This is a genomic window from Rubrobacter aplysinae (genome assembly GCF_001029505.1).
GTDB lineage: Bacteria > Actinomycetota > Rubrobacteria > Rubrobacterales > Rubrobacteraceae > Rubrobacter_A > Rubrobacter_A aplysinae.
The window spans coordinates 159,417-174,941 of record NZ_LEKH01000001.1 but is presented as its reverse complement, the minus strand read 5'-3'; the positions used below and the strand labels follow the sequence as shown (position 1 = coordinate 174,941).

The 15,525-nt window shown below is 66.1% G+C and carries 16 protein-coding genes, 1 tRNA gene and 1 other RNA gene; 2 read left to right on the top strand and 16 right to left on the bottom strand.

Annotation, left to right across the window (positions count from 1 at the left end; genetic code table 11):
• The 10 genes from dnaX to ABD53_RS00870 all read right to left on the bottom strand — a co-directional run bounded on the left by dnaX (position 1) and on the right by ABD53_RS00870 (position 8,969).
• Positions 1 to 2,055 (bottom strand): DNA polymerase III subunit gamma/tau, encoded by a 2,055-nt coding sequence (gene dnaX, locus ABD53_RS15525; RefSeq protein ID WP_152670512.1) that lies wholly within the window; start codon positions 2,053 to 2,055, stop codon positions 1 to 3.
• A gap of 95 nt (positions 2,056 to 2,150) precedes the next feature.
• An RNA gene (gene ffs, locus ABD53_RS16310) (signal recognition particle sRNA large type) lies at positions 2,151 to 2,417 on the bottom strand.
• Positions 2,418 to 2,467: 50 nt separating this feature from the next.
• Positions 2,468 to 2,557 (bottom strand) — tRNA-Ser (locus ABD53_RS00905).
• Between the two features lie 45 nt (positions 2,558 to 2,602).
• Positions 2,603 to 3,187 (bottom strand): hypothetical protein, encoded by a 585-nt coding sequence (locus ABD53_RS00900; RefSeq protein ID WP_152670511.1) that lies wholly within the window; start codon positions 3,185 to 3,187, stop codon positions 2,603 to 2,605.
• 114 nt (positions 3,188 to 3,301) lie between these two features.
• Positions 3,302 to 5,173: an MDR family MFS transporter gene (locus tag ABD53_RS00895; RefSeq protein ID WP_235401215.1), complete on the bottom strand. Its 1,872-nt coding sequence runs from the start codon at positions 5,171 to 5,173 to the stop codon at positions 3,302 to 3,304.
• A 58-nt stretch (positions 5,174 to 5,231) separates the two neighbouring features.
• Complete coding sequence (locus tag ABD53_RS15520; protein WP_053057520.1) at positions 5,232 to 5,699, bottom strand: MarR family winged helix-turn-helix transcriptional regulator; 468 nt, start codon at positions 5,697 to 5,699, stop codon at positions 5,232 to 5,234.
• Between the two features lie 163 nt (positions 5,700 to 5,862).
• Entirely contained in the window at positions 5,863 to 6,318 is a 456-nt protein-coding gene (locus tag ABD53_RS00885; protein WP_200900236.1) for a nitroreductase family deazaflavin-dependent oxidoreductase, read from the bottom strand.
• 7 nt (positions 6,319 to 6,325) lie between these two features.
• Positions 6,326 to 7,165: an ABC transporter permease gene (locus ABD53_RS00880; protein WP_047863841.1), complete on the bottom strand. Its 840-nt coding sequence runs from the start codon at positions 7,163 to 7,165 to the stop codon at positions 6,326 to 6,328.
• Positions 7,162 to 7,941, bottom strand: a complete 780-nt coding sequence (locus tag ABD53_RS00875; protein WP_047863840.1) for an ABC transporter permease — start codon at positions 7,939 to 7,941, stop codon at positions 7,162 to 7,164. Before ABD53_RS00875 ends, ABD53_RS00880 begins: the two co-directional genes overlap by 4 nt.
• Positions 7,938 to 8,969, bottom strand: a complete 1,032-nt coding sequence (locus ABD53_RS00870) for an ATP-binding cassette domain-containing protein (RefSeq protein ID WP_235401213.1) — start codon at positions 8,967 to 8,969, stop codon at positions 7,938 to 7,940. The genes ABD53_RS00875 and ABD53_RS00870 overlap by 4 nt, the downstream gene beginning before the upstream one ends.
• A 269-nt stretch (positions 8,970 to 9,238) precedes the next feature.
• Between ABD53_RS00870 and ABD53_RS00865 the strand changes: the two genes are divergently transcribed.
• Positions 9,239 to 9,736 carry a MarR family winged helix-turn-helix transcriptional regulator gene (locus ABD53_RS00865; protein ID WP_053057519.1) on the top strand — a complete coding sequence of 166 codons (498 nt, stop codon included), beginning with the start codon at positions 9,239 to 9,241 and terminating at the stop codon, positions 9,734 to 9,736.
• 141 nt (positions 9,737 to 9,877) lie between these two features.
• Positions 9,878 to 10,978, top strand: coding sequence for a hypothetical protein (locus ABD53_RS00860; RefSeq protein WP_047863839.1), 1,101 nt, complete (start codon positions 9,878 to 9,880; stop codon positions 10,976 to 10,978).
• On the opposite strand, the gene ABD53_RS00855 is transcribed toward ABD53_RS00860, so the two are convergent.
• From ABD53_RS00855 to ABD53_RS00830, 6 genes are all read right to left on the bottom strand, one after another.
• Entirely contained in the window at positions 10,975 to 11,427 is a 453-nt protein-coding gene (locus tag ABD53_RS00855) for a universal stress protein (protein ID WP_047863838.1), read from the bottom strand. The two genes, ABD53_RS00860 and ABD53_RS00855, sit on opposite strands and share 4 nt — an antisense overlap.
• Positions 11,428 to 11,712: 285 nt before the next feature.
• Entirely contained in the window at positions 11,713 to 12,324 is a 612-nt protein-coding gene (locus tag ABD53_RS00850) for a DUF192 domain-containing protein (RefSeq protein ID WP_053057518.1), read from the bottom strand.
• On the bottom strand, positions 12,321 to 13,088 hold the full coding sequence (locus ABD53_RS00845; protein WP_084709132.1) for an alanyl-tRNA editing protein: 768 nt from the start codon (positions 13,086 to 13,088) through the stop codon (positions 12,321 to 12,323). The genes ABD53_RS00850 and ABD53_RS00845 overlap by 4 nt, the downstream gene beginning before the upstream one ends.
• A complete protein-coding gene (locus ABD53_RS00840) occupies positions 13,085 to 13,843 on the bottom strand; it encodes a histidinol-phosphatase HisJ family protein (RefSeq protein WP_047863837.1) in 759 nt (252 codons plus the stop codon). The genes ABD53_RS00845 and ABD53_RS00840 overlap by 4 nt, the downstream gene beginning before the upstream one ends.
• Positions 13,844 to 13,995: 152 nt before the next feature.
• Positions 13,996 to 14,622 carry a DUF1990 domain-containing protein gene (locus ABD53_RS00835; protein WP_084709131.1) on the bottom strand — a complete coding sequence of 209 codons (627 nt, stop codon included), beginning with the start codon at positions 14,620 to 14,622 and terminating at the stop codon, positions 13,996 to 13,998.
• A gap of 177 nt (positions 14,623 to 14,799) precedes the next feature.
• Positions 14,800 to 15,327: a hypothetical protein gene (locus ABD53_RS00830; protein ID WP_152670510.1), complete on the bottom strand. Its 528-nt coding sequence runs from the start codon at positions 15,325 to 15,327 to the stop codon at positions 14,800 to 14,802.
• Positions 15,328 to 15,525 lie beyond the last annotated feature (198 nt).

Genomic DNA, 15,525 nt, shown 5'->3' with positions numbered 1-15,525 from the left:
CTAGCTACCTCCACCTCTCTGAGTCGTGTCCCGGCCGGAACCGCTAGAGTTTCCGAACCTCTGGCGGGCCATCTCGACCACCTCCCGCGGGTCCCGGATTATATCATCGGGCCCTGTGCTCTCCGCGGCGTCCGTCGCCCCCGAGGGGCCTCCGGGCCCCGCCTCGTCTCCCACGTGGGGGTTACCGGGCTCCGCCACGTGGCCCCGGTCCACCATGCTCGGCCCTTCCCCGGTTTCCGGGGTACCGGGCGGCTCGGGGGTCTCTAGTGGCGGCTCTTCCGGGACGGGCTCGGGATTATCGGCCGGGGCCCGGGTAGGAGCGGAGGCGGGAGGCGCGTCGCCGTCGTACGCCGAGATCTCCAGCCGGGGCCGCTCCCCGAGGCGTCCCTCCAGCACCTTGCCCAGCTCGTCGGCGTGCTTGCGGTCGTTGGCCATGCCGACGTAGAAGCTCTGCTCCTCGGGGAAGACGAGCTTGAGGACGGAGCCGTCGAACTCCCGGACGCGGGCCTCCTCGTACACCGCCGCGGTCAGTGCCTGCCGGTTGCGCTTGAGCTCTTGGATCACCGCCGGCCACTGCGCCGCGACGCGCTGCGCGCCGTCTCCTCCCGGTGCCTCTGCCGGTGGATCAGGCTCTTTCGGCTCTTTCGGCTCTTTCGGCTCTTTCGGCTCTTTCGAATCCTCCGGCTCCGAAGCCAAAGGCTTGGCGACGGGCTCGTTGGGAGCCGCCGGTGGCGCCTCGGCGGGGTCCGTCTCGGCGGGGTCCGTCTCGGCGGGGTCCGTCTCCGCAGACGCCCCCTCCCGTTCTCCGGGAGGTACGGGCTTTTCACGAGGAGGCTCAGTCGCATCCGGCTCCGGCGTGGCGGCAGACTGCGGGGCCTCCGCCGCGGCCTTATCTCCGTTTGCGAGCGCGCCTTCCAGGGCCTCGATGCGGGCCATCAGCGCCTCCACGGAGGGCTCGGCATAGTCGCGGGTGAGCCGGAGAAAGGTGAGCTCGAGCTCCAGCTTGGGGTCGCCGCCGCGCTTGGCGCGGCCCAGGGACGCGCCTAGCGTATCCACGAAGCGAACGACCTCGGCGGTAGGGATGGTCCCGGCCTGGGTCTGCAAGCGGTCGCGCTCCTCTCCGGCCTCTCCCACCTCGGCCAACGCGACCTCTGGGGCGTGCGGGAAGAGCATGACGCGCCGCAGGTGCTCCAGCAGTTCGCCGGTGAACTGGCCGAGATCGCGGCCCTCGTTGGAGATCCGGTCTAGTAGGCGCAGGGCGTCGGCGGTGCGGCGCTCGTGCAGGGCGTCCACCGTCTCGGCGAGCACCCCGGTGCCCGCGCTGCCGAGCAGGTCCCGGACCATCGTGGCCGTGATCGGCCCGTCGGCGAACGAGGCGAGCTGGTCCAGTAGCCCCTCGGCGTCCCGGAACGAGCCGCCGCCGGCGCGCGCGATAATGGTCAGCGCTTCTGACTCGGCCTCTATCTCCTCGGCGGCGGCTATCTCCGAGAGCTTATCCGCGAGTACCTGCACGCCGGGCCGCCGAAAGTCGAAGGACTGGCAGCGGCTGATGATCGTGGGCAGCACCCGGTGCTTCTCCGTGGTGGCGAGGACGAAGATCACGTGCTCGGGCGGCTCTTCGAGCATCTTCAGGAGGGCGTTGAACGCCTCCGTCGTGAGCATGTGGACCTCGTCTATTATGTACACCTTGTACCGCCCGGAGGAAGGGGCGAGGTTCACCTTGTCGCGCAGCTCCCGGATCTCGTCTATCCCCCGGTTCGACGCCGCGTCCATCTCCAGCACGTCGAGCGAGGAGTTGCCCGCTATAGCCCGGCAGCTCTCGCACTCCCCACAAGGCTCGGAGGTAGGACCGTCGGAGTTACGGCAGTTGAGCCCCATCGCGAGCACCTTGGCCGTCGAGGTCTTCCCGGTGCCTCGCGGACCGCTAAACAGGTAGGCGTGGGAGACGCGGCCGGTGTCTATGGCGCGGCCCAGCGTACGCACGACCGGCTCCTGGCCCACGATCTGGGCCATACTCCTCGGCCGCCACTTGCGGTACAGAGAGACGTGTCTCAACTGGTAACTTCTACCCTGGAAAGCTGCACGAGGCAGAGTATAACGGAGAGCCCCGGCGCTCACGATGAAAATAAATGCCGCGCACCCCGCCGTCGACGTGAGGCTCGCAATGAGCCGCCCGAACCCGGCGAAATTCCCGGGCGCCGACTCCGGTCGAGCTGTCCTCAGACACATGCGGTTACCCACTTAGTGCTGCTACCTTCCGGTCCTGACACGGTTCATGGGGCCTCATTGCCCGGGACCCGACCATCCTCGTCGGCGTCTCCGGTTTCTACCGAACACGGGTCGCCTCGGGCGGGGGGTTAGGCCCTGCTAGAGCGAATCGCAGGTACAGGGCATCGCTATTTCCCCGCTTAGCGCGGCACGGCGGATTGTATCATTCAGCTAACCGGTATGGAGTTAGCGAGGAGAGCGGAGAGGGAGGGATTCGAACCCTCGAGACGGCTTCCACCGCCTACGCGATTTCCAATCGCGCTCCTTCGGCCAGCTCGGACACCTCTCCAGAACTTCTAGCGCGGGCGGTATTGTATCAAACGGGCCCGGGTTGTCAGGCTTTCTCGCGGGGCTCCGTGCCCGCGGCGTCGGCGAACAGCAGGGCTCCGAGCAGCACCCAGCCCGCGCCGAAGAAGCCGGAGGCGACGAGACCGAGCGGCTCGACCGGGGCGAGGACCAGGCTCACGGGGACCAGGAGCCCGACGCCGAGCGGCAGGGAGTTGAGGTACGGCATGGGCTCGTCCTTGAGGTAGGAGAAGCCCAGGAGCACGAGCCCGAAGGCGAAGATGATGAGGCCGAAGGAGAGAACCGGCTCGGCGACCCCGAATCCCAGGGCGTCGGTGACGAAGCCCCCGGCGAGCAGTGCGAGGCCGGCGATGCTCTGGGCGAGGCCGGCCTTGCCGGGGCTTGACCCGATGTCGTAGCGCAGGTAGAAGCCCGCGAGACCCGCGGCAAACATCACGGGCATGGTGGCCAGCAGGAGTGAGATCACGCTCCCCGCGCCGATACCCTGGCCGAAGATCACGTTCACCGTCCATAGAACTCCGCCCAAAGACGCGAACAAACCCGCCGCCCGGACGAGGTTTGCCCCCGAGATCGGCACCCGCTGTATCATGCGTTCGGCTCCGTTGCGATCCACTCCTCCCGGACACGCGGCACGACCGAAGCGGTCTTGTCTACCGCTACCGGCTCATCGGGTAGTAGTCTACCGGAAAGGCCAGAGGTGGTGAGCCGAAGACACTCTCCTCTGTGGTTACCGGCTCTCCCCCTCTACGGGATCCTTGCCGCGCACTCCGCTCTGAGACGGTCCCGCGTTCAGCAGGTAGTCCGAGAGCAGGGCCGAGTATAGCGGCTTTATGACCTCCCGATTCGCCCGTCCGGCCCGCTCACGCTCGGAGGCTCCGTCGTCGTTCTCGACGATCCCGGCGGCCGCTTTCAGGAGCTCCGGCGAATCACCGTTCGCCGTCTCCACGCGCCGGGAGAGGCCAGCCAGGGCGGCTCCGGCTATCAGGCGGTCGGTCTTGTCGGCGCTCCGGTAACCGCGAGAACCCTCGTTCTCCGAGGCATCGGCGGCGGAAGCCGCGGCGGTATCCTCCGCGAGGTCGCCCTTGTCGGCGTCCACGTTCGCCACGGTCTTTAGCGGCAGCTCCTTCACGAACAGCGCCGCCACGAGCGCGACGCCGAGGATCGGCAGCCCGGTGACGAACACCGGGTGCAGGGAGGCTGCGAAGCCCTCCCGGATACCGTCCACGATCGGGCCCGGAAGCTGGCTCAGTCTGGAGGGATCCAGCACGGCTCCGAGGCCGCCTCCGCCGCCGGAGAACTCCTGGGCCGCGCCACTGCTTGCCGCGCCTTGAGGCAGGTGTTTCGGGACCTCGGTCTGGAGGCCGCCGGTCATTATTGCGCCGAAGATCGTGGTGCCGATGGTCGCCCCGCCGGAGCGGGAGAACTGGGCCGTGGCGGTCGCCACGCCGAGGTTCTCCTGACCCACGGCGTTCTGCACGATCAGGGTAAAGGTCTGCATAACCTGCCCGAGTCCGAGGCCGACCACGATCATCGCCAGCCGCAAATCGTTTACCGCCGAGTCCGCCCCGAGCCTGGTCAGCAGATAGTAGCCGAGACCCATTACTACCGGACCGGCTATGATGAACGGCTTGTAGCGTCCGGTGCGCGTGATCAGGCGCCCAGTGACGATGCTGGTCAGGATCATCGCGGCCGTTAGGGGTATGAGGATGGTCCCGGAGTTCGTGACGCTGACCCCGAGCACGCCCTGCGCATAGACCGGCATGTAGAAGATGGCCCCGAACATGCACATCGAGATCGCCGCGTTGGCGATAACCGAGAGGGTAAACACGGAGTCCTTCCACAACCCGAGCGGTATCACCGGCTCCTCGGCGTAGTTCTCGTTGACCACGAACCCGACCAGGAGCAGCGCGCCGGCGGCGTAGAGCCCGATTATCTGCCACGAGCCCCAGTCATACTCCGTGCCGCCCCACGATGTTGCGAGCATCGTCGCCGCTATGCCGAGGCCCAGAGTAACGAATCCCACGGAGTCCACGGAATGTTTGCGCGGGGTGTGCGGGAGATGCAGGTACAGGACGATGAACACGAGCGCGGCGATGCCTACCGGCAGGTTGACGTAAAACAGCCACCGCCAGGAGAAGTTGTCCGTGATCCAACCCCCCAGAAGCGGGCCGCCGACCGAAGCCAGCCCGAAGACCGCGCCGATGTATCCCTGATACTTACCCCTCTCGCGGGCGCTCACGATGTCGCCGATAATGGTCTGGGCGAGCGGGATGATAAAGCCCATCCCGAGCCCCTGTACGGCGCGCGCCGCGACGAGCCACCAGAAGCCGGTCGCCGCCCCGGCAAGCGCCGAGCCGGCCATGAAGATCACGAGCCCTGCGATGTAGAAGGGCCTGCGGCCATACATGTCCGAGACCTTGCCGATCACGGGCACGGTAACCGCCGAGACGAGCAGGGCCGCGGTCGCGATCCAGCTGTAGTGATCCAGGCCCCCGAGATCCGCCACGATAACCGGCATGGCGGGCGAGACGATGGTCTGGCTGCCGGCCGCGACGAGCATCCCGAGCACGAGCCCGATGAATATCACGTTCTTGCGCACGCCTGGTGATTGGGAAGACTGCGCCGATTGCGCTGGTTGCGCTGGTTGCGCGGACTGACTATAGCTCAATCTGTACCTCCCGCGCGCTCTCCGGCTTCTCCCCCGTTGCGGCCCGCTCTAGCTTCTCTAACGTTTGCCTTAGCTCTTCCAGATCCTGCTGGCTCACGGCCTCCCCGACCCGGCTCCGGAAACGCTCCTCGTTAAGGGCGGCTTCTTCGTAGACTCTCCGCCCCTCGTCGGTCGGGTACAGTCGCAGCACGCGGTTGTCCGCGGGGTCGCGCACACGCCGGATCAAACCCTCGGCCTCGGCGGCCTTCGCGATTCTCGTCACCCGCGAAGGGTCCACCCGGAACCTCCGGCAGACCTCTCCCTGCCCGAGCCCGTCCTCGCCGCCGTCCACGACGAGCACCCTGAGCAGGAAATACCTCGGCCCGCTCACGCCCACGTCCCGCTCGAAAGCCGCAAGCAACGCCTTGAAAGCCCCGTTGAGCGGCGCGAGCACGAAACTGCCATCCTCCCGCTCCACTGCTACTACCTCCCGATTTATCTGTATTGGCCGCGAGCCCGCGACCACACCAGCCAGATTCCAGAGGAGAGTCTACGACCTTTAGTTGATAGGTCAATGGTTTGAGAAAAGATTTAGCAACGATTCGTTCCGAATTTGTTACGAGATGCTTTTGGCAGGCAGATTAGCGGTCGGGGTGGAGCCGGATCACGGGTATCTCCCGATCCGTCTTGCGCTGGTAGCCCGCGTAGCCAGGATACATCCGTACCAGCCGTTCCCAGAGCCCTTGTTTGTCGTCGCCCGTGGCTTCAGAGGCCACGACGGGCATCGTCTGGCCGCCGAGGGTTACTCCGGCGCGGGGCTCGGAACGGAGGTTCAGATACCACGCCGGGTGTGAGGCGGTGCCGCCGTTCGAGGCCACGATCACGAGGTCCTCACCATCCGGCAGGTAGAGGAGCGGGGTGTGGCGTTCGGTCCCCGTCTTGCGGCCGGTGGTCACGAGCACCAGGATGGGGCTGCCCGCTATACGCCCGACCAGCCTGCCGCCGGAGAGCCGGTACATCCGGGCGTGGAGACCCGCGAGCGCCCGCTGGGCTCTGGCGAGGGCTCGCGGATAGGGGCGGCCACGTCCGGCGGACACGGCGGGATCAGCCCCCAGCCTTCGCGGCGCGGCGCAGGCCGGTGATCGCCCACGGCAGGAACAGGACCACAAGTATGGCGGCGGCGATAAAGGCAGCCGGGACCCCGGTCGGGTCTGCCGAGATGAGACCGCGCCCGGCCTCCACGACGTAGGTTATTGGGTTGTATGTGGAGAGAAAGCCGACCGCGCCTTCGAGCAGGTTCTGGGGCACGAACACCGGCGCCAGGAAAAGCAGGACGAAGATCGGGGTCTGTATCAGGAAGCCCCCCTGGCTGGAGCGCAGCCGGAAAGCCATCCCGGCGGCGAACAGCGTCGCCCCGGCGTTCACGATCAGGGCCAGGGTGTAGAGTCCGATAAGATCCCCGGCCGCGCCGAGTACCTGCATGCCGCCGAGCAGGGCCACGATGGTGACCACCGTGGCGGTTATGACCGCGCGCACCACCGCGTACAGCATGTAGCCCAGTAGTATTCCGCCGTGCCGGGGGGCGGCGAGCATCAGGCGCTGTGCGAAGCCGCTCTCGAAGTCGCGGGCTATGGAAAAGCCGGTAAAGGCACCGCCGAGGGCGACCGACTGTAACAAGAGCCACACGTAGATAAACGCCGTGTAGCCCGCCGCGAAGTCGAATGCGGGGACCTCGGAAATCTTGGACAGCGCCCCGGTAAACGCGGCGAACAGGAAGATGGGGAAGATCAGGGACGGTATGAGGAGCGAGGGCCGCGTAAGGTAGGTGCGGGTTCCCCGCCAGCCGACCGCCCCGGCTATCGAGAAGAACTGGCCGATCCCGCCTTTCTCTCTGCTCTGTCCACTCGCGCTACTCGTACTGCTCATGCTGCTCGTGTTGCTCATGTGCGGGCCAACCTTTCCTTGAGCGAGAACGCGGCCCCGGTGATCCCAACTATCAGGATAGCCCCCGAGACCACGAAGCCGATCAGCACTTTCTGAGGCTCCCAGCCCGTGATGATCAGGCTCCGTATGCCCTGTACCAGATAGCTTATGGGATTGTACGTTGCCACGGTCTGAAACCACCCGGCTCCGATGAGATCCAGCGGCAACAGTATGTTCGACAGGAACACGACCACGAAAAGCAACGGGAACAGGCCCTGGACGGCCTCTCCGGAACCCGTCCTTAGCGCGAGTATCGCGCCTATGCCCCCGAAACCGAGGGCAGTTACCGCCCCGTAAAGCAGGACCAGGAGTATGCCCGGGATGCCGGCCTTTATGTCGACTCCGAGCACCGCGCCGACCGCGAGGTAAAACGCGGCCTGGGCGATCCCTAGCACCACGACCCCGAAGAGCTGGCCCACTAGCAGGGCCGCCGAGTTCATCGGGGTCATCGAAAGCCGGTTCATAAAGCCGCTCTCGATGTCGTCGGCGATGTCCGTGCCGGCGGAGACGGCGGAGAAAAGCACGCCCTGGATCAGGGGGAACGTGAGCAGGAAGGCGAAGTAGGAGTCCGCCGGGAACCCGGGTAGGTCCGCGGCGCGGTCCAGGTTCGCCCCCTGCAGGATGAAGAGCAGCATCGGAAACAGAAAGGCGGGGATCAGCACCGCCGGCTGCCGCGCGGTCCGCAGCACCGACCGGCGGGCGAGATATACGGTCTGGGTCAGGAGCCTGGAGTTCACGCCCGTTCCTCGGCTTTCGCGGTGTCCCCCGAAGCGTCCGAGGCTCCCGCGCCGTCCGAGCTCTCCGAGTCGCCCTGACCTTCGAGGGAGCGTCCGGTCTTCTCAAGGTACACGTCGTCGAGGGTCGGTTCGTTGAGCTCGATGCTGGAGATGCTCAGGCCCTCCTTGTCGAGCGCCCGGACTATCTCGGTGAGCCCGCTAGTGCCGTCCTCGAGGCGCACCGCGGCGGAGCCCGAGTCGGCGAGCATCGGCTCCCCAAAGTCCTCCAGCAGGCGGCCTAGAGCTTCGAGGTCCGCGGGGTCGGAGGGTGCGGCCTCTATGCTGGAGCGGCCGATCTCGGCCTTGAGGGCCTCCGGGGTGTTCTCGGCTACGATCTGGCCGTGGTCTATGATCCCGACCCGGTCGGCCAAAGCGTCGGCCTCTTCGAGATACTGGGTGGTCAGGAGCACAGTGGTGTTCTCTATCTTGGCGAGTCGGCTGACCTCGTCCCACAGCGCCGAACGGCTCTGGGGATCTAGCCCGGTGGTCGGCTCGTCGAGGAAGATTATCTCGGGCTCGTGCACCAGGGCGAGCGCGAGATCCAACCTCCGCCTCATCCCGCCGGAGTAGCCTCCCACCCGGCGGTCGGCGGCCTCTTCCAGCCCTACCCGCCGTAGCAGCTCGTCGCCGCGCCGCTTGCGCTCCTTGCGCCCGAGGCCGTGCATGGAGGCCTGCAGGTTCAGGTGCTCGCGGCCGGTCAGGAACTGGTCCAGGGCGGCCTCCTGGAGCGCCGCGCCTATGGAAGCCCGGACCTGCGCGCCCTCCTTGACCACGTCGTAGCCCGCGACCCTGGCGGTGCCGCCGGTCGGCGGCAGGAGCGTGGTCAGCATCAGAATGGTCGTGGACTTTCCCGCCCCGTTAGGGCCGAGGAAACCATAAATCTCACCCGGCTCCACGTGAAAGTGGATGCCGTCCACCGCCCGGATGCCGCCCTTGAACTCCCGGACCAGCCCCTCGACCTCTATACCGCGCCTCTCGCCCGCCGTCACGCCCTCTCCTCTGTCGCGCCTCGAAAGCTCTGAAAACTCCTCGGACTACTCATCGGGTAATCTCCTTCTCTAACAACGGAGCCGGGACGCCGTAGACTCATGCGATCCGGCCCCGTCACCTCTCATCTGAATAATGCAGTAGTTCACTATGTGCTAGTATAAATTAACATTGGTCATAGTGAACTACAACTACGAAACTGGTAAGAGATAGGAAGTCTCGGGAGGAGCTGGAGGATCGGGAGTTTCATCTGCGTAACAGGGGCGGAAATATGGGAGCTATAGGCTCCGGAGGTTCTGAGGGTTACGAGAGCGGGGTAAGCGAGATGTCGCTGCGGCTGGCGGACGAGTTCGCCGCTTTTGGTCCGGCTTATACGCGTTGGATCCGGTACCAGCTAAGGGATTCTGAGGTGAGCCACGCCCGGATGAGGCTTCTGGGGGCCCTGCGCGTCGGGGGCCCCCGGATAATGAGTGAGATCAGCGAGGAGCTCGGGGTTACCCGGCGTAACGTGACCGCGCTGGTGGACGCCCTGGAAGAAGAGGGGCACGTGCGGCGCAAGAGCCACCCCACCGACCGGCGGGCGACCCTGATCGAGCTCACGGACAGAGGCGAAGAGAGCGCCGGCAGACTCTTCGAGGAGCATCGCGCGGCGGTGGCGGAGGTCTTCGAGCCACTCCCCGAAGCAGACCGCGAAGAGCTGATCCGGCTCCTGGGCCAGGTGCGCAAGGCCCTCCACCATCGAGGCATCCCATCCCGGAATCCCGGATAGAGACCGCCGGACCGGGCATCAGCTTACCGAATAATAGAGGCAACCAACGCCCGGATTTCCAGGCCCCCCGAGTATAAGATAGCCAGGACGGATTACACGCCGGCCGGAGAAGGGGCACACAGATGACGGAGCGTTCGTAGCATGTCCTCCACGGCACCCGCCATAACGGATCTGCCGGATCTCATACACGCCTTGCCCGCCGCGGAGCGCGAGATCGCGGACCGGCTGCTAGAGGTAACGGCTACCACGGGTTATCTGGAGGAGCCGGAGGCGATGCGGCCCTGGATCGAGCGCACCTTCGGCTCCGTGGAGGAGGTGCGGGAGCAGCGCATCGTGCGGGTCACCAACCTCGTCACCCTCGAAGGCACGCTTTTCAACGGCCTCCGATCCTCCCGCCCCCTGGACACCGGCACGGACGCGGACCTCGGGGCCGAGATCTCGGCCACAAAGGGAGACCCCTTCTGCTCGCCGGAGTCCGGCACCCCGGCGGACGTCTTCGGCCGGGTGCGCGGCGAGTACGCCACCACCGCCTCCAACGTCGCCAAGTACGACGGCTTCCACGGCGTCATCGTCTTCGACGACCACGACCCGTTGAGCCTCACGCCGGAGAAGGTCTCCGACTACGTCTCCACCGGTCTTCGGTGGCTACGAGAGGCGCGCCACGCGGACCCCGGGGCCCGCTACCCGTTCATGATGTGGAACTGCCTGTGGCGCGCCGGGGGCTCCATAATCCACGGCCACGCCCAGGTCACCGCCACCCGGGGCTCCCACTACCCCAAGGTCGAACGCCTCCGGCGCGACGCCGCCGGATACGCAGCCGAACACGGCCGCGACTACTTCGGCGACCTCCTCCGGCTACACGAGGCCCTGGGGCTCTCTATACCCCTTCCCGGCGGCGCGGATGAAGTGCGGGCGTTCGCCAGCCTCACCCCGGTAAAGGAGAAGGAGCTCGTGCTGATCGGTCACAGCCCGGAGGACGAGGGCCTGCACCGGGCGGCGGGAGAGCTGCTGACCTCCTACGTCCGGAACCTCGGAGTACGCTCGTTCAACGTCGCCTTCTACATGCCGCCCGCGGAGCCCGAATCGGGGTGGGAAAATTTCCCTACGCTCGTCTACCTGGTGGATCGCGGCGAGCCCTCCAACCGCACCTCGGACATCGGCGCGATGGAGCTCTACGCGGCCTCCGTAGTCGCCTCGGATCCGTTCGGCGTGGCGCGAGCCTTATCTAACTTATCCGGCTAGCCCTCGGCCTCTCCGCCGCGCACCACGAGCACCGGGCAGTACGCGTGATGCACGATGTTGTTGGAGTCGCTGCCGAGCAGGGCCCGGCTCAGGCTCCCCGCGCCCCGGCTGCCGACGACTATGAGGCCGGCCCCGATCTCACGGGCAAGGTCTATGACCTCCTCGTCGACCCTGCGGCCCATCCTCAGGTGGGCCTCGGTCACCCGGCCGCCGTGACCCTCTATCTCCGAAACCTGCGCGTCGAGCACCTCCTGGCGCTCCTCCTTGAGCCTCTCGTACTGCTCGGGACTCATGTAATCTCGCACCACGAGGTACCACTGCAAACCCACGTGGACGACGTGCAGCTCCGCCCCGAAGCTCTCCGACATCTCCGCCGCCGTCCGGCAAGCCCGAATGCCGTCCTCGGAGCCGTCGGAAGCCAGCAGTATCTTCTCCGGTAGATAACCCATCGCTTCACCCCCGGTGGATACCTGGGCTACATCGATTGCATGATAACCCTCCCGGCGGCTAGGTTCTCCTCCGGCGGAGCCCCGGGCGAAAACGGACAAAAATATCCGGGCCGGAGAAGCCACCCGGTTAGGGCGGGCGATCTCCGGCCCGGTACGGGCCGCGCCCGGCGGCGCGGCCGTAAGGTTTTCCGCCTAGTGGTCCATCGGACCCTTCCCTCCTACTCAGGCGCCGTAGCGCCCCGCCAGGTTCTATGGACCGATTGTACTATCTTTAACGAGAGTAGTCTACCCTTCCACCACAGTGGACGGGAGATCCACCTCGTCGCCCACCTCGACGCCGCGCTCGGAGAAGAAGCCCTGGTTCACCTCCAGGGCGTACATCGCGGGCTCGGCGGAGGGGTAGGTGTCTTCGGAGAGCGGCTGCATCCGCCGGATGTCCACGATGCTGCCCCTAGAGTCTATGTAAGCGATGGAGAGCGGGAGCAGGGTGTTTTCCATAATGAAGTTCAGGGACCGCTCCGAGTCGAAGACGAAGAGCATGCCCTCGTTCTCTCCGAGCTCCTCGCGGGCCATAAGGCCCCGGGTGCGCTCCGGGTCGTCGTCGGCGATCTCGGCCCGGACCCGCACCTCTCCCCCGGAGCTCCGGATAACGACCGGGCGGTTCTGTAGGGGGGGCTGCGGGATCTCACCCGTGGATATGCTGTCGGGCAGGTCGGCTTCCTCGGCGCCTACCGTCCTCGTCAGGGGCGCGCTCCCGGCTCCGTCCGAGCCGGAGGCCGTCTCTCCGACGTCCGTCTCCCCCTGGCCGCATCCCGCCACAAGGGCTGAAAGTAGTACGAGTAGCAGGGCCGAGAGCAGCAGTTTTCTCAACGGGCGCAGCCTCGTCATCCTCGTCATAGATCCTCCAGGACGAACTCCACGCGCTCGCCGGTGCCCGTGGCGCGGACCTTGCTCCCGAAGCTCTTGCGGTTATTGCGATTTTTATGGTGTGTGATCCGTATACGGCCCACCTCTTCCGTGTTCGCGACGTGGAGCCCGGCATCGAGGCGGGCATCCGTGCCCGGTATCTCGACGACGCGCACGGGGTCCGGCCGGTCTGACGCAAAGCTCTCGTGGGCAGGCTCTTCCGTATCCGGCGGAGGCTCGTGCACGCTTACCGGGCTCTCTTTCGCGAGCTCGCGGTTGGCGGCCCGCTCTATCTCGTCGGCGATCTCCGGCGTCCATTCGCCCCGGTCCTCCGGCGGTGAGAAGTCCACGCGGGCCCGGTCGGCGTATATCTTTCCTCCGGTAACCTCCACGCCGAAATCCCGCCCCAGCACGGCACAGAGGACGTGCAGAGCGGTGTGGTAACGCATGTGGGAGTAGCGCCGTTCCCAGTCGAGGACCCCCACAAGACGGCCAACCGTCTCCGGGATGGGGTTGTCGGTGACGTGGACGATCTCACCGTCGCGGCGCTGCACGTCCACCACCCGAGCCTCGATAGGCCCGACCCCGAGGCTCCCCTTGTCGTGAGGCTGGCCCGCGCCTCCCGGACAGAAGGCGGTACGTTCCAGCCACACCTCACGCCCGGCTATCCTCAGTACCCGGGCGTCGAACTCCCGGAGATAGGCGTCTTCGAGGAACAGCTCTCTGGTCCCGGCCTCCTCCTTCTCCCCCCTCACAGCGCGAGCGCCCTCCTCTCACGGTTCTCGAAGGTCGCGACCTCGGTGTAGCCCACTTCCTTTACCAGCTTCACGCTCTTATCGTAACCCGCACCGACCTCCGCGGCGGCGTGGGCGTCGGATGAGAGGATGATGGGGACGCCCCGCCGGTGGAACATCTCTAACAGGTTCCGGGCCGGGTAGATCTCACCGACCGGCTTGCGCAAGCCCGCCGAGTTTACGTCCACCGCGACCCCGGCCTCCGCAACCGCGTCGGCGGTCTCTTCGAGCATCGGGGTGATGTCGCGGTCCGGGTAGGTGCGGAATATCTTTATGAGATCCGGGTGGCCGATCACCTCGAACCGTCCCGAGAGCGCCGCCGCCCGCACGTTCTCGTAGTACGCTTCATAAAGCTCGTAGGTGTCCCACTTCTCGTACACGTCCTTATCGCGGGGGTTGTCCACCTCCTCACCGCCGACCCGGTGGACGCTGCCGATCACGTAATCGTAGGGCAGCGCCTCCGCAACGCGGTCCATCTCCGCCTCATTGCCCGGCACGAAATCCACCTCTATCCCAAGCCTGAGCTTCACATCCTCCGACGACTCCCCCGCCTCCCTAAACGCGTCGAGGTCTACGTCCTCCAGGTAGCGGTCGTGCTCGGTAATGCCCATCTCCTGGATGCCCCGGCTCCGGGCGACCTTGCAGTATTCGAGTATGTTCCCGGCCGTCATGGGACGGTCGGCGTGGGCGACGACGTGCAGATGATAGTCGATCATGGCGCTCCCCCAGCTCTTACTGGCTCTCGTTGGTTCTCGCTGGTTCTTGTTGGTTCTTGTTGGTTCTTGTTGGTTCTTGTTGATCCCGTGGATGACTTATCTATACATCTTAATGGATTGCTTAATGGATTGCGGCGGCGTTTTCGTCCGGGCTACCTTCCGGAGACGGCGCGGATCATGGCCCGCCCCGAGTCGCGGGCGAACCGTCTCTGCAGGACGCGCCGCACGGGATAGCCGAGCCGGACGAGCGCGCTGCCGCCCCGGGCGAAGGAGCAGAGGTCGTACCAGACCGAGCCGTCCGGCAGCAGCTCCACGGAGAACCTCTCCTCGCCGAGCTCGGAGTGCGCCGGCAGGGTCCCGTACACGTAGCCGTACCGGCGGTAACCGGGGTACCGGCCCCGCTCGTCCAGCACCCGGACTATCCGGGCGGGGTTCATCGAGTAGAACCCGAGGTGCCGAGCCACGACACACACCTCCGCCCCCTCGCGCACCGGAGCACCCGCCGGCAGGAGCCGGGTCCAGCTGGTCTCGAAGTGCCGCCATTCGGACAGGGCGCTGGCCGCGAGCCCGAACGTCCCGGGGCCTTCTCCGAGCCTGATCCTGGTCCGGTCCACGGTGTATCCGGCAGGCGGCTCACCGAGCGTCGCCCCGACCTCCGGGTAGGAGAGCGGAAGCTCTCGCTGGTGGGCCAGCACACGCTCCACTCCAGACTCCGAAGGTTGGGAGATGGTGAACATCCGGCCATTCTGGACCAGCGGAACCCCGCGCGCCACCGACACACACGGGCACACTGATACAAAACCTCTCCGCACCGCAACGCCGGAGACGGCTAGACGACCGGTTCGATACCGGGCACCAGAAGGACGGCTCACGAAAGGCCGGAACCTTCCGTGAGCCGCCCGGGACGACCCTATCCTACTATTCGGCTACGTTCTCGGCGTTACCCTCTAACGGACCTAACGGCGTCTCAGGAGAAAGGCGCCGGTCAGGAGACCCGCCGCGGCGAGCAGCGCGGCCCCTATGCCCAGGCCGCCGGTGTCCGGAAGCCTCTCGGGGAGCCCGGAGCCTCCCCCGGAGCCCGGCTGTCCCGCCTGGTCATCTGAGTACTGATCTCCGCTAGCTCCCTGGTCTTCGTCGGCGTACTGGTCTCCGCTGGAGCCTTGATCCGCAGCCTCCAGATCGGACACCTGTATCAGCGCCGGCCCACCCTCGATCGCGCCCGCCTCGTAGCCGGGGACCACCGTACCGTTTACGGTCACGCGCTCTCCGACGTACCGGTCGAGGTCCACCGCCTCGCTCTGCAGGGCGTACATGGTGCCCGTGGCCTCGTCCTCGATGGCGTGCGTCCCGTACATGTACGAGGTGGCCTGGGGCTTGATCAGCTCGCCCGTAGCCTCCACACTCCCCTCTTGCGCCTCAGCAACCCCGGCCGAGAAGACCACCAGCCCCGCACACACGACGGCCATCGCGAACAAAGCTGCCACGAAAGAGAGACGATCAGATGCACGACCCGACCCCACTCTCAAACCCCGCCGACTCCGAGCTTCCCCACCAAACATTCGCCATACCTCCCGGAAAATCCCGCAACCTTTAGCAACTCTTAGCTTGGCGCATTATAAAAGACTGAAGTTACAATATGGCTACTTTTTACAGACATTTGTGTAACATTGTGGCGGAGATCG